The sequence below is a fragment of the Cupriavidus sp. 207A1 genome, assembly GCF_057798955.1.
In genome coordinates, this window is record NZ_JBYOJO010000011.1 from 151,037 (window position 1) to 171,116 (window position 20,080).

Below are 20,080 nucleotides of genomic sequence, written 5' to 3' on the forward strand. Positions count from 1 at the left end.
GTCCCTGACCGCCATGACGGGGATGCCAGCCAGTCTAGGCAGGCGCCCTGGCGCAATCTGTTCGATTCCGCACACGCTACTTGCGCCGCCGCGGCAGGCCGCGCACAGGCGTGCCGCACTAGCTTGCGATCGCGCGCACTCTGTTGGAGAACGCACCGATAGCCACGGCCGCCGGCGTTGCAATACAGTGGGCCGTGCAGGCGCAGCGCCTGCGATCGCGGCCCGGCGGCATGCGTGCACTGCGGAGGAACGACATGGAGCGGGCGGTGGCAACGACGGCGACGATCGCGCCAATGGCAACGAGCACGGCAACCACGGCCACCGACCGCGGCGGCTACCACTACACGCGCCAGTCGCCGTGCCGCGTGGCCAGGCCGGTGCAGCGACGGCTGCACGATGAAGCCTCGGTCTGGCAGGAGAGCAATTGCTACATGGACCTGTGGATCGAGCTGCTGTACGGCTGGGGGCTCGACCCGCGCGCGGCGCTGGCGTTCACCGTGGCGCAGGACTACGAGGGCGACCATTTCACCTTCTTCAAGTACCCGCCGGCGGACATCGAGCTGCTGTACGGCACGGTGGTGCAGGAGATGGCGGTCTACGACACGCTCCAGGCCCACCTGGTCGAACAGGTCGGGCGCGGCCATGCGGTGCTGGTCGAGATGGACAGCTACTACCTGCCCGACACGCGCGCCACCGCCTACCGCCAGGCGCACGTGAAGACCACCGTTGCCATCGACCGGATCGACCCCGCGGCGCAGCGGCTGTGCTACTACCACAGCCTCGGCTACCACACCGCCGCCGGCGACGACTATCGCGGCCTGCTGCGGCTGACGCCCGAACTGCGCGACGGCAACATCCTGTTCCCGTACGCCGAATACGCCAAGCGCGTGCGCGCGCCGCTGCGGGGTGCGGCCGCGGCCGATGCCGCCGCGGCACTGATGCGCCAGCACCTGGGCCGCCGTCCCGCGCTGAACCCGGTCACGCGCTGGCGCGCCGACTTCGACCAGCATGTCGCGGTGATCCTGGCGCGCGGCGATGCCTACTTCCAGCACTACGGCTTCAACCTGCCGCGCCAGCTGGGGGCGAACTTCGAGATGCTGCATCACTGCCTCGCTTGGTTCGGCGAGCATGGTTACGATGTGCCTGCGCGCGTCGCACGGGCGGCCAACGGCATCGCCGCGGAAAGCAAGGTGCTGCAGTTCCGCCTGGCCCGGGCCACCGCGCGCGGCCGTCCGGACCGCTGCAGCGAGTGCCTGGACACCATGGAGTCCGCTTATGAAACGGTCATCGCCGGCCTGCTGTCGTCGTTCGGCGCCACCGATCCCGCACAGCCGGCCCGTGCCTGACGCCAACGGCAAGCACCGCTGGCGCACGGCCGCTGCCGGGCCGCGCGCCCGTGGCGCTTCAGGCGTGTGCCAGCGCAGGCAGCAGGCGGTCGTACTCGCGCTTGACCAGCTTGTAGCATTCGCAGGAATGCTTCTCGAGCCCGCAATGATCGAGGATGGTGATATGGCCGCGGCTGTGGTGGATCAGCCCCAGGTTTTCCAGCTTGCCGGCCGCTTCGGTAACGCCTTCGCGGCGCACGCCCAGCATGTTGGCGATGACCTGCTGGGTGATGACCAGCTCGTTGGAGTTCATGCGGTCGCGCGCCAGCAGCAGCCAGCGGCACAGTTGCTTGTTCAGCGAATGGTGGCGGTTGCATGCCGCGGTCTGCGCGATCTGCGTCAGCACCGCCTGCACATACAGCAGCGTGACGCGCTGCAGGGTCGGCAGATAGGACAGCTCGGCGCGCAGCGCGCGTGCGGGAATGCGGTAGGCGAAGCCCGGGCTGCGCACTTCGACGCGGCTGGGCATGGTATCGCCGCCCGTCACCACCGGAATGCCGACCAGGCCTTCATTGCCCACCGCGGCGAACTCGACCGTGGCGCCGTCCTCGAGCAGCGACAGCAGCGACACCACCGAGGTGGTCGGGAAATACACATGCACGATGCGCTGGCTGGTGTCAGTCAGCAGTTCGCCGGCACGCAGCCGGACCAGTTCAAAGTGGCGCGACAGCGTTTCCCATTCCTGCCGCGGCAGGGCATTGAGCAGATGATTGACATGCAGGTCCGACCGTTGCGTGATCATGCTGATTCTCCCCGTTGACCCGGGACCGGCACTGGGCCGCCGCTCGCGCACTGGCTGCGTGGTGCAAAGCCCGGCTGTACCGCTCCACCCGTGACTGATGCTTACCGACTTGTTGACACCGCATATGACTGACTGATGACGGCCCTGATCTGCTTTCCGTCCCGACGCGCAAGCCCTGCGGTGCGCTGTGTGCCTGCCTCGTCGTTTGACTGTATTAAGTGCTATGGCGCACTGAAGCGACAGTAGGCAGACGGTTGGTACTCGTTCATCCTTTGGTTGGTTGGTAGCAGGCCGGCGTGGCGCCCGCGGCTGGCGGCGAATGCAAGTAGCCGGGCGCCGGCATGCCGGCGTCGGCCAGGCAACCACACGCTGCCAGGCTAGTCATGACAACGGAGGAACCGGTCGGCGTTGGGGGCTGGTGGGGCCTGTACGCCCTATGCGGACGGTGCGTCGTAGCTGGCGGGCCGGTCGGCGTTGATGGCGTAGATCTCGCCCGAAGGGATGGCGCCGGCCGCCGTGGCCGCGCCGCTCTCATGCATCAGGCGGATGAGCCTCGTTTCACCGGGGCCAAGGTGGAACCAGTCCTGGTCCGGCAGGTAGACCGCCTGGCTCAGCGGCGTGCCGGTGCTGTCGTGATCGGCATGCAGGGGAGCGAGCACCACGTCGTGGGCGGGCGGCCCGAATCGGTAGGCGTAGGTGAAATCGAAGAACCGTCGAGCATCGCCGCCGCCGCGATCCGGCACGATTCGCACGGATGCAGCGTCAGCACCTGCTGGGCCTGCGCCGCCACCACCTCGCCGTCGCGCAGGCAGCGCAGCGTCAGACGCACCGTGCGCGGCTGCGCGGTTTCATTGATGACATGCACATGCAGGCCGTTCAGGCCCTCGTCGGTCAGCAGCACCTGCAGCGGCTGCCACACCGCGCGCAAGGCATGCCAGGGCGACTTGGGGCGCCGGGTCGCGCGCGCTCATGCCACGCTCGCGCCGAAGTGCGAGGCCAGCGCCGGCACCGTGCCCTGGTAGGCCTGCTCGAGCTGGTCCAGGCAGTCCTGGCAGGGGTCGGACTTGCGGCTGATCACCGCGCGCATCAGCCGGAACTGCATCACCATGGCTTCGGAGGCCATGGTGTAGCAGGCCTCGCCGATGCAATCGGGCAGCGAGTGCCCGTGCAGCACCAGCCAGCGCAGGTAGCGGCCGAGCAGCTCGAAATTGACGCCCAGCTGACGCAGCACACTCGCCGCATAGACCTGGAAGTTGGGCTCGCCGCGCGCCATCAGGTGTTCGAGATGCCCCGGGAACGCCATGCGGAACACGCTGATCGGGTTGTGCTGCGGACGACGCGACAGGTGGTGACGCAGCAGTTCCAGCGAGGTCCGCATCAGCGCGGCATCGGTCAGCGCGGCAAAGCGCCGCCGCGCCACCGACGCATGCGGAAACGCCGCCACCTCGCCATAGCCCACGGTCGCCGGGCGGAAGATGGCGGCATAGTCCTCGCCGCTGGCGGTGTGGTAGCCGTCGCCATGGAAGTAGCCGACGGCGGCCGCCTCGGGCACCAGCACGTCGATGCCGATGCACGAGCGCATATGCTGGCGGCGGTAGGTGCCGGCCGGCTGCGGCAACTGGTAGCTGTCGACTTCGAGCAGCACCACGTTGCCGCGCGCGGTCTGGGTGGCCACATGCGCCTCGAGCCGGTCATACATCGACAGCTCGTGCGTGACGATGCCGTACAGGCGCTCGAGGTCGTTGGCGGGGAAGGCCGATAGTGTGAACTGGTCGCCCTCGAAATCCTGCGCCACGGTGAACGGCAGCGCGGCAATGGGTTCCAGGTCCCAGCCCTGCAGCAGCTCGACCCACAGGTCGATCTGCTGGTTCGCATGGGACCAGACCGGATTGCCGCCATGCCAGGTGGAGCGGCCTGCGCGAACCCTGGCCCTGCCGTCGCCGTACATTTACCCCCCCCACAGCGTGTCGCGGACGGTTTGGGGCCAGCGTGCCGGATCCAGCCCGTGGTGGCGCAGCAGCGCCAGCGCCATGCGCTCGACGCCGATGCCGACACAGCCCGTGTGCGCAGTGGCGCCGTCCGCGCTGCGCAGGTCCCACATATGGCCGAAGTGGTCCATGTGGTAGTTGAAGCTCATGCACGCCGAGGGCGGCGCGCCGTCGTTGATGGGGATCAGCAGCTCGAACTTGAGCCTGAGCTCGCGCTGGCTTTCGGCGACGAGCTTGCCGCCGCGCCCGAAGAACGGATCGCTGGCGACGTCGATCTCCACCGGCAGCTGCAGCGCCGTGGCCAGCTCGGGCACGCGCTCGAGCCATTGCTCGCGGAACGCGGCGATGCGCTGCGGGGTTCCCAGGCAGACATATTCGCGCTGACGGAACAGCTGCATGCGCGTCGGCTCGAGCGAGGACTCATGGCGGAAGCAGTACGACATTACGTCGACCACCTTGCCGTCCTCGGGCAGCAGGCCGCGCCGCGCGATCACCGGGTAGACCGGATAGCACGCCGCCGGGGTCAGCACCACGCCGGTCGGCTGCTGCTGGTCGGTCCAGTCGTCCTTGTCCTCCAGACGCGCCAGCAGGCGGCGGTGGCCCTTGTCGTCGCCGCAGAAGCTGTGGACAGTGCCCGCCAGCTGCGGAAAGCTCTTCATGTAGCCGCTGGTTTCGAAATCCGCCTGGCCCATGGCCGGCGGGAAGTGCAGCGTTTCCGCGCCAAGGCCTTGGCCCAGGTGCGTCATGACGTTGTTCATGCCTTCGCAGATCGATTCGAAGGTGGTGTTGCGGCCATACAGACCGGGCACGCCGGTCGGGATCATCAGGCCCTCGGCCACCAGCTGCTCGAGGAACGTGGGGCCCGATGCGTGCGGCACCGGCTTGCCGTGCCGCGTGGCGGGGCCGGGCTCGGCCGCGGCGCCACCCTGGGCGGTGCCGTCGGTCAGGGTATGGAGGTCCATGCGATCTCCCTCAGGAACGATCGGCCAGCAACAGATTGGCCGTGTTGGTCAGGATGCGATCGTTGTTGATCATCAGCGGCGCCGACCACAGATCGCGCAAGTGGCGGCCCAGGCGTGCCACCCTGGCCACGGCGATCATGCCGCCTCCTGCTGCTGCCGGATCTGCTCGACCGCGGCGGCCAGGGAATCGATGCTGCGGAACAGCTGGCGCGTCAGCATCTGGTCCGGGATCTCGATGTCGAAAGCGTTCTCGAGCGCGAGCATCACGTGCACGGTGGCCAGCGACGACAGGCCGGCGGCATACAGGTCATCGCTGTCTGCCAGGTCGGCGAGCGGCACATCGAGCCGGGCAACTTCGCCCAGGATGCTGCGGATGGTTGCTTTCATGGAACACCTCCGGTTTTTATGAGTGCGGCCTATTGCACGCTTAACCGGCTGCGGCTTCGGTACGTTTGCGCACCAATCCGTGCGCCCCCCGGGTACCGCCGCAGCTGCCCCCTCAATACGCACTGGCGCCGGTCCAGCCGTGCAGCGCGGTGCGCAGGATGATCTGCAGGTCGAGCTGGAACGACCAGTGCTGGATGTAGTAGATGTCGAACTCGATACGCCGGCGCATCTTCTCGACGGTATCGGTCTGGCCGCGCAAGCCGTTGATCTGGGCCCAGCCGGTGATGCCAGGCTTGACCCGGTGCCGCAGCATGTAGCGGTCGATCAGCTCCTTGTAGAGCTCGTTGTGCTCCATCGCATGGGGGCGCGGGCCCACCACCGACATCTCGCCGCGCAGCACATTGAAGAACTGCGGCAGCTCGTCCAGGCTGGTGCGGCGCAGGAAGGCACCGATCCGCGTCACGCGCGCATCGCCGCGTACCGCCTGCGTCACGCCCACGTCGGCGTGCTGGCGCATGGTGCGGAACTTGAAGACGTCGAACGGGCGCCCGTCCATGCCCAGCCGCCGCTGTCGGAACAGCACCGGCCCGGGCGACGACAGCTTCACCAGCGCCGCCACCACCAGCAGCAGCGGCGCCAGTCCGATCAGCGCGGCCAGCGCGAAGGCGCGGTCGAAGCTGGCCTTGAGCAGGCCGGTGATGCCCGACACCGGCGGGCTGTTGAGGTCGATCACGGGCAGGCCCAGGAACTCGCTGAAGCGATGGCCGAGCAGCTCCACCGACATCACGTCGGGGATCCAGCGGATGTCGATCAACTCGTTGCGGAACTGCCGCACCACGTCGTACAGGTCGCGGCACGCCACCATCGGCAGCGTCAGCCAGATCTCCCTGACCGCCTGGCTGCGCACGAACAGGTTGACCTCTTCCATGGTGCGCAGCGAGACCACGCCGTCGGGCACCGCGATCGGCTCTTCATGGTAGATGCCGACCACGCGATAGCCCGCGGCGCGGATCTGGTCCACGCGCAGGTACATCTCGCGCCCCAGCGGCCCGTAGCCGAAGATCACCACGCGCTTGGCGTTGATGCCCTGCTCGCGCACATTGCCCAGCATGCGGAACATGACGGCGCGCACCCCTGCCAGCGCCAGCAGGCTGGAACCGAACCAGCCCAGCGACCAGACCCGCGACACCGCGGCGATCTGGTGCATCAGGAACGCCGTCATCAGCCCGACGATAAACACCGTGGCCCACGCGGCCAGCAGGCGCAGCACCAGGGCCGCACGGCTGCGGCCGCGCCACGATTCGTAGATGCCGAAGGCGGGAAACACCGCCAGCACCCCGATCGAACACAGCGCGGCAAGAAAGCCGTGCACCGGCGCGGCGCCGCGGATGCCCTCGGGAAAGTACAGCGCACCGATCATCACCGCGCACACGCCGACCAGCACCGCGTCGGCCAGCCGGTACAACAAGTGCAGCGCCGTGTGGCGCTCTGCCGCAAAGGTCGAACTGGATGCCATGGCTGCCCACCGCGAATGCAATGCTCGATGCAGCGATGGTTGCCGAGCCGCCCGCCAGTGTCTGTTGGCGGGCGCACACAGCCTGTGGCGGGGAAATCAGCGCGCGGCCGCGCTCAGGGAGGGGCCGGCGTGCACCTTGGCGTACCCGGTCGCGCGTCCGTACATGGCCCATTCGCCGCGCTGGAAGGGGCGGTCGCGGCCGGACAGCAGCATGGCAAGCTGCTGGATCAGCCCGTGCGAGGCGCCCACGGTGCCGGTCATCGGCATCACCAGCGCGGTAGCCAGCACCACGCTCGCCAGCACCATCGCCAGCGGACCGTGCGGGGTGGTGCGCCGCAGGATGAACGGCAGGCTCACGCACAGGCCCACGCCCAGGCCGCCCGCCACCTCAGACACCGAGTGCGCATGCAGCGCCAGACGCGACACCCCCACCAGCAACGCCAGGCCCACGCCCGCGGCCGCCGCCAGCCAGCCCAGGCGCCGCCGGGCGGCCGGCACCGCCAGGTAGAGCAGCACCGGCAGCACCGACGCCGCCATCATCGCGTGGCCGGAGAAGCCGGTGAAGTTGAGCGCCGCACTGCCGATGCCCCAGCCCATGAACGCAAGCTTGGACGCCAGCACCAGCAGCGCGGCCGCGGCGAACGCCAGCCCCCAGTGGCGCGCGCTGCCGGGCCCGCCGCGCCAGTACAGCCACAGCGCCAGGAACACGGCGCAAGGCAGCAGGTACGCGGATTCACCGAACAGGGATACGAGATGCCAGTGGCTCATGGGCAGGCGCAAGCGGTAAGCGTCAGGGTCTGGTGGGGCAGGGTACCACCGCCTCGCGCGTGGCGGCATCGACCGCTTGGTCCAGCGCCACCCGCGCGCGCGGCGCGGCCCCGGCCGGCGCCGGTCGGGGTGCAGACAGGTTGAGAGTGCATGACTGCATTGGCCGTCTGGTGGATAGAGAGTCTTTGCGCAATTCGATATGTTCAATCGGGATCGCTGCCCTTGCATCATCGGGGCAGCGTTTTCAAAGCCCGCATGGTCCCCCGGTCGGCGGGCTTCTTTTTTTGCCTGCCGGGAAGGCATGATCGAGATGGCGGCAGCAGCGGCGAGATCAGGCGGACGACACCCATGCGGCCCAAGCAATGCGGCCCATCCGTGCGGCCAACCGATGCGGCCAACCGATGCCACCAACCCAATCCGACCCGCACAAACGCACAGCGGCACCGGGCGCTCGCGCCGGGTGCCGCTGCACAACAGCTGCGCGTGCCTGGAGGTTCAGCTCACCAGTGACGGCGGCACGCGGTGCCGATGCTGCGCGATGATCAGCGCCTTGAGGCTTTCCACACGCAGCAAGGCTTCGCGCTCGCCGGCCGCGCGCGCGGCATCGGCGGCGGCCAGCTCGCAATCGAACTGGCGCCCGTGCAGTTCTCCCCGGTACAGCAGCGGCTCTTCGCTGCCGGCGGCGCCATCCGCGCCGCAACCTTGCTCATGATGGGCGGCGAGCCTGATCTCGAAGCAGCACGCCCACTTTCCCCGGCCCTCGCGCACCGCAAAGCCGCGCACCACGAGGAACTCAAGTCCGGCCTCCATACGACCCCCTTCTTCCCGGGACGGCCAGCCTGCAAATGAGGGCCAGCTTCTGCCTCCGGGCGAATCAAGCATAGGCCATCAGCAATATTGCGCCCTCATCCGGTGGTTGTAGGAGGGGTCGCACAAAGGAGGGAGGGCGCAGGCGCACGCGCCCCGCCCAGCGACAGCGCCATGCGCGGAAAACACTGGCCGCCGGCCCACACCAGCGCGGTGGCCGCGCACACCAGGTCCATCGGCGCGGGCAACGCGAGACAGCCGCTGGCGCCGAGCAGCGCGGCATGCAGGATCAGCGCGGGATCGAGGCGGTCCGACAACACCAGCCAGCGCCGCGGCGCCAGGCGCGCGTGCAGTTGGTCCAGCCATGCGCGCGGATCCCCTTCGAGGCCGCTGCAATCGATCACGGCAATATCCGCAGGATCCGGCGGCAGCTGCGCGCCAGCCTGCGTGGACGTATGGCCGGGATCGGCCTGGAGGTCGTGCGTGGCGGTCTGCGCCGGCGCAGCCGATGACGGGGCGTGCGCCGGGGCCCGCAGCCATTGCGGCGTGCGGCAGTTGATCGGTCTGGGCAGGTCGAGCGCGTGCAGGCGTCGTGCCAGCACCCGGCACATCATTTCATTGCTGGCGATCAGGTAGGTCGGCATTGACTCGATCCGGCGGCAACCCGGGCGGCCATGGCAGCGGCCGCGCGGTCGGAGCCGGGCTGCGGTCGGCCCGGCGGGGAGGGCATCGCACCAGCGCCAACCGCCGGCGTCGGTCTGTGCGGATGTCTTCCCTCAGAAGGTAGCAAGCCGCTGCCACCCCTGCCTCATGCTTTTGGCGGAGCATCACGCTGCAGAAGGATGAGGCGCGCGGGGGCGCGCGCGGCCAGCATCGCCGGCGCGCGCCACCGGCTCAGGCCGCCTGGCCTACCGGCGGCATGCGCGCCGGCGCGGCAGCCGGGTCCGGTCCCGCCCAGTTGAGCGTGGCCCCCCTTTGCAGCGCCACGTAGACCGCTTCGCCCTTGTTGCGCACATGGAGGCGCTGATACAGGGTGCAGGCATGCGTCTTGGCGGTGGCGATCGAGATATTCAGCATGCGGCTGACGGTCTTGATCGGATAGCCGCGCGCCAGCAATGCCAGCACTTCGTACTGGCGCTCGGTGATGTTGAGCAGGTGCGCGCCGGCCGACGGCGTTTCGTACGCGGTGGCGTGCGCGGCGAACTGGCGTTGCGCCACCGGCGCCGCGCTGTCGTGACCGGCATCGTCCACACCGGGGCGCAGCGTCACCACCCGGGCATCGCCGGGAGCCGCCGGCGCGAGGCGTGCCACGGCAGCGTCCGTGCCGGCGTGCCGGCCCGGCAACGGCTGGCTCGACGCCGGGAAGCATTCGCCGCCGGCCAGCACCAGCCGCACCGCCGCATCCAGCGCGTCGGCGCTGCAATGCTTGGGCACGCAGCCGCGCACCGGCTCCGGCAGGCCGGCCTCGGGCAGCGCCGGCATCGCCTGCTCGCTGAGGACCAGCACCCGCTGCGGCCGCAGCCGCTGGCACAGTTCTTCCAGCATGGACCAGCCGCTGGCCTGGTCGGACGGCAGTCCGTAGACCATCAGGTCGGCATCGTTGAGCCACAGATCGGAATCGATGGGCGCCAGCGGATCGATGTCCAGCAGGTCGCCGTCGAGGTGTGCTTGGGCCAGCAGGTGGCGCAGACCCAGGCGCAGGAGGGGGTGAGGCTCGATCAAGAGGATGGTGGCCATGGCCGCTCTCTTATTATTGCGGCAAGCGCGAACCCCGCGAAAATCCGTGCTTGCGTGTCGGACGTGCCCCGCTATCCTGCGGTTGCACCTCCCTACGATCCGCCAGTGCTCCGGGGACGCCCCACAGCCTTCCCGTCTGGCTGCAGGTCATCCTTTCCCTGGAGATACCGGATCGCCCCGGTGTGCGTGTGAAACGCTTCTGTTTCAAGAGCCTTAGATTCGGCTGAAGTCTGATCTAAGTATTTATAACTCCTGAGTTGCAGCATATGAAACGTGCCCCGCGAATGCAAGGTAATGGTGCGCTGCAGCGGGTAATCCCCAACCGGCGCTTTGCGCCACGCCCGCCGGTCTGATGCCGGCTGATTGCAGCATATGGATGAAATCGTGCTGCCGGGCCTGTGCAGCCTGCGTCATCGCGCATAGAATTATCGGCATTGCATTTTGCTATGCATTTCGGGTCGGATGATTTCTGCCTCCGCCCAGGTGCCTTATAAATCAATAAGTTAGCGATACTGCGCAAGCTGTCGATGATTCCTGCCGCCCCCCCTGTCAGCCTGACGCGAAGCGAATTCGCCGCCGTGCGTGCCTATGTCCAGGGCATGCCGGCCGCGATGGTGGTGCCCCGCTATCTCGCCGACGACACGGATGACGATGACCCCGGCGCCGAGTCGGCACTGCGCATCCTGCTGGCCTTGCGCGATCGCATGGTCCAGCTGGCCCATTTGCACGGGCGCGCGGATCTGGCCGAATTGCTGCTGGCCGGCCCCGGGCGCTCGAACCGCGGCATGGATCGTCGGGTGGAGGCGCTCGGCGAACTGGAAAGACTGGGCACGGCGGCTCCGCAGGCCCAGCACAGTGTGGAACTGTGGTTTGCTCCGGCACTGGCGCGGCGTCTGCGCAATGCCAATATTGTGACGCTTAAATCTCTTTTGGATCTGGCCAATCAGCGCGGTACCGCCTGGTGGCGAGGCGTGCCGCGCATTGGCGCGCTCGCCGGCACCACCATCAACCGCTGGCTGGGCGAGCAGCGCACGGTTTTCAAGGGTGCGGATGGCGCGCCGCTGCTGCGCGCACATGTCGGCAACCGGGCGCCGCTGCAAGCGGCGGCGCTGAGTCCGGCGCTGCGCCAGCCGTTGCCGCTCGAGTGGCTGAGCGAGGCGCCGGCGGCTGCCGGCCCCGATGATGCCTGTCCGTACAGCCACGGCGTAACGGTGGTCAAGGCCTGGCTGCGCGATACCACCGACGGCCAGGGAAGCACCTTTGCCGCGTATCGCAAGGAGGCGGAGCGGCTGTTGCTGTGGGCGGCGCTGGAGCGCGGCAAGGGGCTGTCGCAACTGGACCTGGATGACCGCCAGGCCTACCTGGGGTTCCTGGCCAGCCCCGAACCCGCAAGCCGCTGGTGCGGGCCGCGTGCGCCTCGAAACCAGGCCGCTTGGCGGCCGCTGACGGGCCCGCTGCGCGCGGCCAGCCAGCGCCACAGTCTGCGCGTGCTGGCCGCGTTGTTCCGGTGGATGCACGATAACGGCTACCCTTGCGCGGCGCGCTGGCCGGCACAGATCGGGGCCGAAATGGCGACGGCCCCGGACGCAGAGGCGGCTACGCCGTCCGTCCGCGCTCCGCTGCCGGAAGACAGCGTCGCCGCCTTCCTGTCATGGCTGACATCGCAAGCCGAGGCCAGCGATGGCCAGCGCTACCGCGCCGCGCGTGCCGCCATCCTGCTGTTGCGCGAGCAAGGGCTCAGCCTGGATCAGTTGTCATCGGCGACGCTGCAGTCGCTGTCCTTAGCCGGACCCGCAGGCGGCATGGCCATCGAATCATCAACCCTCGGCAATCACGCGCACGCGCCCTGCCCGGGCAGCGGCCTTGCGCCCGCGACACGGACGGCGCTGGCGCGCCACTGGCAGGACCGCAATCTGCAATGGGAGGGACCAGGCATGGCAGACGCATGCCTGATCGGCCCGGCGACGGCACCGCCCACGGGGCGAGCCCGTCGCAAGCGCACGGCACAACCGCTGGGCGGGTATTCGGTGCGCGGCCTGCATGCCTTGCTGTCGGCCATGCTGGAGCGCTATCGCAAGCGCTGTGATCCGGCATTCGCGGCACGTTCGCCACGGGATCTGATGGCCTGAAAACAATGGGGGCAGTGTCGCCACTGCCCCCGCATATTGTCCGCATGTCGGCGCCCGCGTCTCCGCGGCGGCGAACTGGCGGCCCCCCGTTTCAGAGTGTCAGAGCAAGGTCTTGTCGAGTCCGAAGCGAGACTTCAGGGCTTCAACCAGCGCCTCGCGCGCACTGCGGTCGGTCAGTTGCACGTCCAGCATCACGCGTCCGGAATCCCATTCCTTGATCGTGCCGAGCAGCTGGCCACTGTCAGTGCGGATCTTGTACTGGCGGCTGATCTCCTTGACCTTGCGCGCCTTGCCTTCCTGCGCCTGCTTGCGGATCGCCTCGACCTCGCGGCTGGACAGCCCGTCGTGGATGATGCGCCCCGCCAGTTCGCGGGTCCGCTCTTCGCCCGCCAGCTTGAAGTACAGCGTCAGCTCGTAGCCCGCGGCAATGCCGATCGCGCTCGGGCATTCACGCATCACGCCCAGCACCGACTCCGGCAGTCGCAGCAACGCGAGGGTCTTGTTCACGGTGCCGGCGGAAATGCCGGTCAGCTCGCAGATCTCCTCTTCCTTCTGGACTTTGCCTTCATCGAGCAGCTGGCGCCAGGCAATGGCATTGTCGAGTGCGGACTGGTCCGAGCGCTGCTCGTTCAGCATGAACGACAGGCGGTAGAAATCCAGGTCACTCAGGTCGTTCTCGACAAAACATTCCATTTCGAGCTTGCCGGCGGATGCCAGGGCTCGCTTGCGGTAATGACCGTCGATCAGGATGTAGTGGCCCGGGCGCGCCGGATCCGGCGCCGCCAGGCCCGGCGTCTTCTGGCCATGCGTGGCGATGGACGCGGCCCGCTCCTGCACAACGGCGGGATCGTAGATGCGGCGCGCATTCAGCGGGTTGTCATGCAGTTGCGCCAGCGGAATCCGGATCAGCTGCCGGCCCGCGGCGACGTCGTCGAGACTTTCAGCGCTGAAACCGGGCGACGTTTCGGCAGCCCCCCTGCCCTGCAGCAGGCCGTTGGGATGCTGGGAAATGGCCGCTTCCGCCCGCGCGAAGCGATCCATCGTATCGTTCCGGCTCTTCTCGGCCGCCATGCCGGCAAGCATGCCGGCCTTCAGGCTTTTTAGTTTGGTAGCCATGCCTATTGCTCAATCAAAGACAACACTTCATCGACCATCATGTCGACCTCCTGCACCGCCTCGCGCGCACCAGCCACGCCATGGACGGTGCAGCCGATCGCCTGGCATTCGCGAAACGCCGAACGCGAGCCGATCATCGAATTCAACAGCGGGACGTCGCCATCATCGCCAAGAATTTCGATCGCCTGGCGTGCAATCGACACCCGGCGCTGGACCATATTGGCCATGACACGGATCAGCAGCGATTCGTTCTGTACCTGCGCGTGCTGGGCCAGCGTCTTGGCGGCCACCGCCGCCCATAGGTCGGGCGGGGACGGTACGACCGGAATGATGGCGAGGTCGGAAATCAGCAACGCGCTGGATGGTGCCGCCGAATGGACTGCCGGGGGGCAATCCACAACGATGTAGTCATAATCCTGGACGAATTTGCGAACCTCGCGGTGCATGGCGCCGCCGGAAGGCGCCAGCCCGATGACCGAGGCCGGGAACGGCCGCTCGTCGCTGGCCTGGGCCGCCCATCGGGTTGCGGTGCCTTGCTCGTCCATGTCGACCAGCATCGAACGCGCACCGCGCAGACCCAGCGTGCCGGCAAGATGCATGCTGACCGTCGTCTTGCCGCAACCGCCTTTCTGGTTGAAGACCGTAATGATTTTGGCTGGCACTGCGACCTCTCTTTCAGCGCTGAAAGCGCGGTTATTTCTTAAGGCGCAACTTTAGCCAAAACCAGGTGACGCATCAACCGTTTTCCAATTTAACAAAAAATGTGTTTCATGACTGTGGGCGCGGAATTGTCCTTAAGACGGGGGAAATCACGCAAGTCGGTAAAATTGCTTGAAAATCGGACCGGAATGTGCCTAAAGTATCTGTAGTGCGCATTACGCCGCACATGACACCGTAATCCAAAGTGGTTATGATGCGCGCTACAGTCGAGTCAAGTCGTGTCACCTCGTCGGCTTCCGTTCGGTATCTACGAGAACTCAACGTGCTTGAACGGTTGTTTGCGTTGTGTACAAGAACTTGCTTCGAAAAGGAAATTCCTATGGCAACCGGTACGGTCAAGTGGTTCAACGAGACCAAGGGCTTTGGCTTCATTACCCCGGACGACGGTGGTGCAGATCTGTTCGCGCACTTCTCGGAAATCCAGGGCTCGGGCTTCAAGACCCTGAAGGACGGGCAGCGCGTGACGTTTGAAGTCAAGCAAGGCCCGAAGGGCCTGCAGGCTTCGGCCATCAAGCCGGCCTGATCCAGCCTCGGCTGACCCCTCGCCCGCCGCGACGCGTTCGCGACGGGTAACAAAAAAGGCAAGCGTTTCACGCTTGCCTTTTTTGCGTCCGGGCCGGTCCGCCCGTGTGCGAATCAGCCCAGCTTGCGCACGCTCGTGCGCGACGGCTGCAGGATCAGCGCCTTGGACGAATCGGCGTCCACCTTGGCGCCGGGGTAGACCACCAGCACGTCTTTGAGCGCCTTGCGGAACAGCGCCCGGAACTTGCGTTCGCTTTCGGTTTCCGTGCCGAACTGCATCTGCAGGGCTTCCCACGGGATCTCGGTGCGGCGCTGAATCGTAAAGAACCGATAAGTCAGCCACGAATACACGTCGAGCGCGAAGGGCGACTGCTTGAGGGCCTTCAGCGCGCGCATGTCCACCGGCACCGGCCGGTTGACCAGCTCGTTGAAGAACGGCTCGGACAGCACCACGAAGCTCTCGAACATCGACCCTTGTCCGGGCTGCATCGGATCCCACCAGGTCGACAGCTGGTCGGCCAGCAGGTAGCCCACGCGATCGATCGAGAGCGGCTCGTGGTTGGGATTCTGGTTCTGGCTCGGCGTGGACTTGTTCTGCACGATGGCAATGGTCGCCGAGAACAGGCGGATCATCTGCTGGCGTACCAGCGTCATGGTGCCGCGCTTGCCTCCGGTGGCCATCGGGATGCCGAGGTTGTACATGAACTCCGACAGCGAATTGCCAAGCGAGATGCGCCGGTCTTCCACCGTGCCGGTGAATTCGCCGCGCTTTTTCTTCGCCATGATCTCCTTGCCGATCCAGGCCAGCATCAGGCGCGGATAGGAGCCATACGGGTATCCCAGCGACACCGTCTCCGACACCAGCTTCTGGCGGCCGTTGGCGGCGCGCTCGGAGCGTTGCTGCGTGAAATAGCCCGGCTGGATCATCAGCGAGATATTGCCGCTGGTGCGGGTCCAGACCGGCGGCGCGCCCTTGGGCGCGCGATATGGCAGCGTGACCTGGACGCTGGCCCGGCTGAGGAAGCCGACCTCGCCGCTTTGCCAGGCGTCTTCGCGCTCCATGGCCTGCGCTTCGTCGAACAGGCGCTGGAATTTCTCGGACGGAACCAGGTTGTTCTCGTTGCCGGGAACAATGATGCGGGAGGGTTCGGCGTCCAGGTCGAGGACGCTTCGATCCCCCGTGGCGGCCGGGGAGCGTTTGATGGGCATAGTGGCTTGCTTCGGATTACCCGCCTTTGTACTCGAAGCCGCAAAGCTTGTCACGCAGAAACAGGTACACAAGCGACCGCATTGCCAGCGGGGTTCTTGCCAGCCGGGAGGATCTAATGGGTGGTCGCATGGTGGCGGACGGTGGGCAACCCGGCAGGGTTGTCCACGGTTCGCCAGCCATCAGCTACCAGTAAACGATACCGATACGGGTTAACTACTTGTAAACCGTATACGTGAAGCCAAGCCCATTGATTCGTAAAGGGAAATCACCGCCCCGCGAACCCGATTCTGCGGCGATCCGTACCCGATTCAGCGAAGGGCCGAACCCGTATCTGCGGCCACCCGAACCCGTATCTGCGGCTGGCGCGAACCGGATTCTGCGGGGATAACCGCCGTCGCCCACAGGCTTCTCCACAGGCAAGACGCTCCAAAGCGTACCCGATTCTGCGATATCCCCGGTCCGCAGGCACGCTGCAGCGCCGGTTCCCGCCCGAAAACGGTGGATAACTGCGCCGCCAGGCGGTTGTCCCCGCAGAAACAGGTTCGCGCCCCGGTGCACAACCGGCACCTCGAACCGCGCCCGCGTACCCATTTCTGCGAAAACCCCTGCCAAAACGTACCCGTTTCTGCGCCGACCTCAGATCGCCAGCATCTGGATTCGCTCGCGTACCTGTTTCTGCGGCGTACCCATTTCTGCGACCGGAGCTTCGCGCCCGGTACTCATCGCCAGCGTACCTGTTTCTGCGTGCCCGGATGTTGAAGCGACCCGGCAGGGCGTACCCGATTCTGCGTCAACTCTGCCACGGATTCGGGCGGATCTTCCACCAAGTTTCCATTATACATGAGCGCTACAACAAAAGCTAGTACTCACACCCAACGTATACGTGATGCGAGGGGCTTGGCAGCGGCGTACCCAATTCTGCGGCTCTGGTGAAGGGCGTCCTGCCCTCCGCGACTTGCCCCACGAAAACGCTGCGTCGATGCGTACCTGATTCTGCGAAGGCGTCTGCCAGCCCATCGGCTCAAATCCGTACCCGTTTCTGCGAGCTGCCGTCAGCGGGAGGCACCAAAGGCCCGGTTCTGCGCTGCAACACGGCGCGTACCCGTTTCTGCGGCGGCTCGCCGGAGCCTGGGATGTGGATAGGTCAGGGGTTGGACGGCGTTGGGAAGCGCAGACGGGGGCACAAAAAATTTTCACCGCGTACCCGTTTCTGCGTACTCCAGGGACGCCCAGGGTGGGCCAGCCGGCGAATGCGTACCCGTTTCTGCGTGATTATTCGGCGGAAGAGGTGAGGCTCAGGGGGATAGCCCGTACCCGTTTCTGCGTGCGCTGGCCAAGGGCCTGTCGCCCTGCGCTGCAATATTGCGTACCCGTTTCTGCGAAAGGGGATACGCGGCGAAGCGCTGCGTACCCATCAGTGCGAGACGGGTGAAAGGACGAGAAAGCGGTGGGTGAAGGGGATGGGGAAGGGGAAGGGGAACCGAGGTCGGCCCGTGATGCGACAGAAAACAAAAAACCCCGCCAGGGGCGGGGTTCTTACGCTGTGTGGCGCACACCAGGTGCGCCGTGGCGTCAAGGCTTACAGCGGGGTGATGTTCGCGGCCTGCAGGCCCTTCGGGCCATTCTTGACTTCGAACTGCACGCGCTGGTTTTCCTGCAGCGACTTGAAGCCGTCGGCACGGATTTCCGAGAAGTGAGCGAAGAGGTCGTCACCACCTGCGTCCGGCTTGATGAAGCCGAAGCCCTTGGCGTCGTTGAACCACTTGACGATACCGGTTTGCATGATTTGCTTTCCAGAAAAAGGACAAAAAAGATCGCATGACGAACACGTCATCCGACACGGGGAACTCAAGGAAAGGACACCATGGACAACCGAAGTACCAGACGGTGGCTAACGAATGAACTGTTGCCTCGTCGCTTGAATCTAGGCGCGTTTATACGGGGGATTGCGGTCAGCGTCAAGATGGGGGCGGCCCCATGCCCCTGCCGGCGCGCGCGTGCCGAACTGGCCCGCCGCGTGCGCGTCGTGGGATCATCACGCCTTTTGCATGTTGCTTATTCGTGCCCGCCGTGACGGCGCCGGGCCGGGCGGTACAGAGTACGCTTGCCGCTCGGGGCAGGCGCTGCCCCAGCCCGGCCCCGACCGGCGCCGGGACTGACCCACGGGGTCCAGTTGCCGCGGACACGATAAGACACCAGGAGACCATTCATGTCGATGCCGGATCCCGCTTCCAAGCCGGGCACGTCCACCCCCGCAGCGCCCCACGCCGCACCGTCGCTGCTCGAGCGGGTATTCAGGCTGCGCGAGCACCATACCGATGTCCGTACCGAGATCCTGGCCGGCATCACCACGTTCCTGACGATGGCGTACATCATCTTCGTCAATCCCTCCATCCTCGGCGATGCGGGCATGCCCAAGGACGCGGTGTTCGTTGCCACCTGCGTGGCCGCGGCGATCGGCACGCTGATCATGGGCTTCTACGCCAACTATCCGATCGCGATGGCTCCCGGCATGGGCCTGAACGCGTATTTTGCGTACACCGTGGTCAAGGGCATGGGCTTCCCGTGGGAAGCGGCACTGGGCGCGGTCTTTATCTCGGGCTGCCTGTTCCTGCTGGTGACGCTGTTCCGCGTGCGCGAGATGATCGTCAATGGCATTCCGCATTCGATCCGTGTGGCGATCACCGCGGGCATCGGCCTGTTCCTGGCCATCGTTGCGCTGAAGAACGCCGGCATCGTTACCGCGAGCCCGGCCACGCTGGTAACCATCGGTGACCTGCACCAGCCTTCGGCGGTGCTGGCGATCGTCGGCTTCTTCGTGATCGTGGCGCTGGACCACCTGCGCGTGAAGGGGGCCATCCTGATCGGCATCCTGCTCACCACGCTGCTGAGCTTCGCCTTCGCCGGCAACACCTTCCACGGTGTTCTTTCCGCGCCGCCGTCGCTGAGCCCGACGCTGTTCAAGCTCGATATCACCGCGGCCTTGTCGATCGGCATCATCAACGTGGTGCTGGTGTTCTTCCTGGTCGAGCTGTTCGATGCGACCGGCACGCTGATGGGCGTGGCCAACCGCGCGGGACTGCTCAAGGCCGGCAAGATGGACCGGCTCAACAAGGCGCTGATGGCCGACAGCACCGCCATCATGGCGGGCTCGTTCCTCGGCACCTCGTCCACCACCGCGTATATCGAAAGCGCCTCGGGCGTGCAGGCGGGCGGACGTACCGGCCTGACCGCGGTGACGGTGGCCGTGCTGTTTCTCGCGGCACTGTTCATCGCGCCGCTGGCGGGAACGGTGCCGGCCTATGCCACCGCGCCGGCGCTGCTGTATGTGTCGTGCCTGATGTTGCGCGAACTGCTGGAGATCGACTGGAACGACGTCACCGAGGTGGTGCCCGCGGTGATGACGGCGCTGGGCATGCCCTTCACCTATTCCGTCGCCAACGGCGTGGCGTTCGGCTTTATCAGCTATGCGGCGCTCAAGCTGCTGACGGGACGCGCGCGCAGCGTGCCGGTGATGGTGTGGATCATTGCCGCCGTGTTCGTCTTCAAGTTCTATTACCTTCCGGGGCACTGACCGGCACGCGCCGGATCAACGACCAGTCTCGTGCGCAGGGCGGCCCCAGGGCCGCCTTTTTTATCGCCGTTATGACACGCAGCGCAGCTTGCACGCAGCTGCGGCGTACCCGTTTCTGCGCGCGGCCGATGCCGCGAGGCCGGCGCAGCGTACCCGATTCTGCGTGCAGGCCGAGACAGCGATCCTGGGCTCCGACATGGTCATGTCCCTGCCGCGGTGGGGTGTCGGAGCGTACCCGTTTCTGCGTAGTATGTCCGCGTCGCATCACGCGCACGCGCGTTGCTGCGTGCCGCTGCCAGCGCTCTCGCGTGTGTGCGCGAGGGCTCATACCAATGGATGAGATTGGCTGTAAGTCACCCACACAGGGCTGGACAAACCGCCGCAAATGCACTGAACTATAGGCGTGGCAAAGAGGGGCGCGGCAAGCGCCCCTTCTTGACTCCGGTGTATGCGGCAGGGTGCCGGAGCCAGACCGAAAGCGCGTCGGCGCAATGCGCCAGGGCGGCAGTGCTTTCGG

General features: G+C 66.5%; 20 protein-coding genes. 4 read left to right on the forward strand and 16 right to left on the reverse strand.

What is annotated here, in order from left to right; translation table 11 throughout:
* Positions 1-293 precede the first annotated feature (293 nt).
* A complete protein-coding gene (locus tag AC3FMM_RS20575) occupies positions 294-1,346 on the forward strand; it encodes a DUF1839 family protein (RefSeq protein WP_488687377.1) in 1,053 nt (350 codons plus the stop codon).
* Positions 1,347-1,404: 58 nt separating this feature from the next.
* On the opposite strand, the gene AC3FMM_RS20580 is transcribed toward AC3FMM_RS20575, so the two are convergent.
* From AC3FMM_RS20580 to AC3FMM_RS20635, 12 genes are all read right to left on the reverse strand, one after another.
* Positions 1,405-2,127 (reverse strand): Crp/Fnr family transcriptional regulator, encoded by a 723-nt coding sequence (locus AC3FMM_RS20580; protein WP_012354880.1) that lies wholly within the window; start codon positions 2,125-2,127, stop codon positions 1,405-1,407.
* A 434-nt stretch (positions 2,128-2,561) separates the two neighbouring features.
* On the reverse strand, positions 2,562-2,789 hold the full coding sequence (locus AC3FMM_RS20585) for a hypothetical protein (RefSeq protein ID WP_240987746.1): 228 nt from the start codon (positions 2,787-2,789) through the stop codon (positions 2,562-2,564).
* A complete protein-coding gene (locus AC3FMM_RS20590) occupies positions 2,738-3,028 on the reverse strand; it encodes a hypothetical protein (RefSeq protein ID WP_488687378.1) in 291 nt (96 codons plus the stop codon). The genes AC3FMM_RS20585 and AC3FMM_RS20590 overlap by 52 nt, the downstream gene beginning before the upstream one ends.
* A 66-nt stretch (positions 3,029-3,094) precedes the next feature.
* The gene (locus tag AC3FMM_RS20595; protein WP_111520823.1) at positions 3,095-4,075 is read right to left on the reverse strand and encodes a DUF1839 family protein; all 981 of its coding nucleotides are present in this window, start codon (positions 4,073-4,075) and stop codon (positions 3,095-3,097) included.
* On the reverse strand, positions 4,076-5,077 hold the full coding sequence (locus tag AC3FMM_RS20600) for an amino acid--[acyl-carrier-protein] ligase (RefSeq protein ID WP_326346287.1): 1,002 nt from the start codon (positions 5,075-5,077) through the stop codon (positions 4,076-4,078).
* A 10-nt stretch (positions 5,078-5,087) separates the two neighbouring features.
* Positions 5,088-5,216, reverse strand: a complete 129-nt coding sequence (locus AC3FMM_RS20605; RefSeq protein WP_277343557.1) for a hypothetical protein — start codon at positions 5,214-5,216, stop codon at positions 5,088-5,090.
* The gene (locus tag AC3FMM_RS20610; protein ID WP_012354876.1) at positions 5,213-5,464 is read right to left on the reverse strand and encodes an acyl carrier protein; all 252 of its coding nucleotides are present in this window, start codon (positions 5,462-5,464) and stop codon (positions 5,213-5,215) included. Before AC3FMM_RS20610 ends, AC3FMM_RS20605 begins: the two co-directional genes overlap by 4 nt.
* Positions 5,465-5,576: 112 nt before the next feature.
* Positions 5,577-6,980, reverse strand: a complete 1,404-nt coding sequence (locus tag AC3FMM_RS20615) for an undecaprenyl-phosphate glucose phosphotransferase (protein ID WP_115711782.1) — start codon at positions 6,978-6,980, stop codon at positions 5,577-5,579.
* A 96-nt stretch (positions 6,981-7,076) separates the two neighbouring features.
* The gene (locus AC3FMM_RS20620; RefSeq protein WP_488687379.1) at positions 7,077-7,748 is read right to left on the reverse strand and encodes a phosphatase PAP2 family protein; all 672 of its coding nucleotides are present in this window, start codon (positions 7,746-7,748) and stop codon (positions 7,077-7,079) included.
* A 495-nt stretch (positions 7,749-8,243) separates the two neighbouring features.
* Positions 8,244-8,558 carry a hypothetical protein gene (locus AC3FMM_RS20625; RefSeq protein WP_116313728.1) on the reverse strand — a complete coding sequence of 105 codons (315 nt, stop codon included), beginning with the start codon at positions 8,556-8,558 and terminating at the stop codon, positions 8,244-8,246.
* Positions 8,559-8,653: 95 nt separating this feature from the next.
* On the reverse strand, positions 8,654-9,199 hold the full coding sequence (locus tag AC3FMM_RS20630; protein ID WP_488687380.1) for a DNA-binding response regulator: 546 nt from the start codon (positions 9,197-9,199) through the stop codon (positions 8,654-8,656).
* A 250-nt stretch (positions 9,200-9,449) separates the two neighbouring features.
* Positions 9,450-10,292 carry a helix-turn-helix transcriptional regulator gene (locus AC3FMM_RS20635; RefSeq protein WP_115711779.1) on the reverse strand — a complete coding sequence of 281 codons (843 nt, stop codon included), beginning with the start codon at positions 10,290-10,292 and terminating at the stop codon, positions 9,450-9,452.
* Between the two features lie 527 nt (positions 10,293-10,819).
* On the opposite strand from AC3FMM_RS20635, the gene AC3FMM_RS20640 reads away from it, so the two are divergent.
* On the forward strand, positions 10,820-12,421 hold the full coding sequence (locus AC3FMM_RS20640; protein ID WP_488687381.1) for a phage integrase family protein: 1,602 nt from the start codon (positions 10,820-10,822) through the stop codon (positions 12,419-12,421).
* A 99-nt stretch (positions 12,422-12,520) separates the two neighbouring features.
* On the opposite strand, the gene AC3FMM_RS20645 is transcribed toward AC3FMM_RS20640, so the two are convergent.
* Both AC3FMM_RS20645 and AC3FMM_RS20650 read right to left on the reverse strand, forming a co-directional pair.
* Positions 12,521-13,537 carry a ParB/RepB/Spo0J family partition protein gene (locus AC3FMM_RS20645; protein ID WP_115711774.1) on the reverse strand — a complete coding sequence of 339 codons (1,017 nt, stop codon included), beginning with the start codon at positions 13,535-13,537 and terminating at the stop codon, positions 12,521-12,523.
* Between the two features lie 2 nt (positions 13,538-13,539).
* Positions 13,540-14,199 carry an AAA family ATPase gene (locus AC3FMM_RS20650; RefSeq protein ID WP_012354867.1) on the reverse strand — a complete coding sequence of 220 codons (660 nt, stop codon included), beginning with the start codon at positions 14,197-14,199 and terminating at the stop codon, positions 13,540-13,542.
* 377 nt (positions 14,200-14,576) lie between these two features.
* Between AC3FMM_RS20650 and AC3FMM_RS20655 the strand changes: the two genes are divergently transcribed.
* Complete coding sequence (locus tag AC3FMM_RS20655; protein ID WP_006159056.1) at positions 14,577-14,780, forward strand: cold-shock protein; 204 nt, start codon at positions 14,577-14,579, stop codon at positions 14,778-14,780.
* Positions 14,781-14,893: 113 nt separating this feature from the next.
* Here the strand turns inward: AC3FMM_RS20655 and AC3FMM_RS20660 are convergent, their stop codons facing one another.
* Both AC3FMM_RS20660 and AC3FMM_RS20665 read right to left on the reverse strand, forming a co-directional pair.
* Positions 14,894-15,988, reverse strand: coding sequence for a replication protein RepA (locus AC3FMM_RS20660; protein ID WP_012354866.1), 1,095 nt, complete (start codon positions 15,986-15,988; stop codon positions 14,894-14,896).
* 1,580 nt (positions 15,989-17,568) lie between these two features.
* Complete coding sequence (locus tag AC3FMM_RS20665; RefSeq protein WP_010811149.1) at positions 17,569-17,772, reverse strand: cold-shock protein; 204 nt, start codon at positions 17,770-17,772, stop codon at positions 17,569-17,571.
* Positions 17,773-18,198: 426 nt separating this feature from the next.
* Between AC3FMM_RS20665 and AC3FMM_RS20670 the strand changes: the two genes are divergently transcribed.
* A complete protein-coding gene (locus AC3FMM_RS20670; protein ID WP_488687382.1) occupies positions 18,199-19,563 on the forward strand; it encodes an NCS2 family permease in 1,365 nt (454 codons plus the stop codon).
* Positions 19,564-20,080 lie beyond the last annotated feature (517 nt).

Bases quoted from the DNA above. Each gene is read 5' to 3' on its own strand.
- AC3FMM_RS20600 (WP_326346287.1), bottom strand. From the start codon at position 5,077: ATGGACCTCCATACCCTGACCGACGGCACCGCCCAGGGTGGCGCCGCG.
- AC3FMM_RS20575 (WP_488687377.1), top strand. From the start codon at position 294: ATGGCAACGAGCACGGCAACCACGGCCACCGACCGCGGCGGCTACCAC.
- AC3FMM_RS20580 (WP_012354880.1), bottom strand. From the start codon at position 2,127: ATGATCACGCAACGGTCGGACCTGCATGTCAATCATCTGCTCAATGCC.
- AC3FMM_RS20610 (WP_012354876.1), bottom strand. From the start codon at position 5,464: ATGAAAGCAACCATCCGCAGCATCCTGGGCGAAGTTGCCCGGCTCGAT.
- AC3FMM_RS20615 (WP_115711782.1), bottom strand. From the start codon at position 6,980: ATGGCATCCAGTTCGACCTTTGCGGCAGAGCGCCACACGGCGCTGCAC.
- AC3FMM_RS20655 (WP_006159056.1), top strand. From the start codon at position 14,577: ATGGCAACCGGTACGGTCAAGTGGTTCAACGAGACCAAGGGCTTTGGC.
- AC3FMM_RS20595 (WP_111520823.1), bottom strand. From the start codon at position 4,075: ATGTACGGCGACGGCAGGGCCAGGGTTCGCGCAGGCCGCTCCACCTGG.
- AC3FMM_RS20670 (WP_488687382.1), top strand. From the start codon at position 18,199: ATGTCGATGCCGGATCCCGCTTCCAAGCCGGGCACGTCCACCCCCGCA.
- AC3FMM_RS20640 (WP_488687381.1), top strand. From the start codon at position 10,820: ATGATTCCTGCCGCCCCCCCTGTCAGCCTGACGCGAAGCGAATTCGCC.
- AC3FMM_RS20605 (WP_277343557.1), bottom strand. From the start codon at position 5,216: ATGATCGCCGTGGCCAGGGTGGCACGCCTGGGCCGCCACTTGCGCGAT.
- AC3FMM_RS20665 (WP_010811149.1), bottom strand. From the start codon at position 17,772: ATGCAAACCGGTATCGTCAAGTGGTTCAACGACGCCAAGGGCTTCGGC.
- AC3FMM_RS20625 (WP_116313728.1), bottom strand. From the start codon at position 8,558: ATGGAGGCCGGACTTGAGTTCCTCGTGGTGCGCGGCTTTGCGGTGCGC.
- AC3FMM_RS20645 (WP_115711774.1), bottom strand. From the start codon at position 13,537: ATGGCTACCAAACTAAAAAGCCTGAAGGCCGGCATGCTTGCCGGCATG.
- AC3FMM_RS20660 (WP_012354866.1), bottom strand. From the start codon at position 15,988: ATGCCCATCAAACGCTCCCCGGCCGCCACGGGGGATCGAAGCGTCCTC.
- AC3FMM_RS20620 (WP_488687379.1), bottom strand. From the start codon at position 7,748: ATGAGCCACTGGCATCTCGTATCCCTGTTCGGTGAATCCGCGTACCTG.
- AC3FMM_RS20630 (WP_488687380.1), bottom strand. From the start codon at position 9,199: ATGCCGACCTACCTGATCGCCAGCAATGAAATGATGTGCCGGGTGCTG.
- AC3FMM_RS20635 (WP_115711779.1), bottom strand. From the start codon at position 10,292: ATGGCCACCATCCTCTTGATCGAGCCTCACCCCCTCCTGCGCCTGGGT.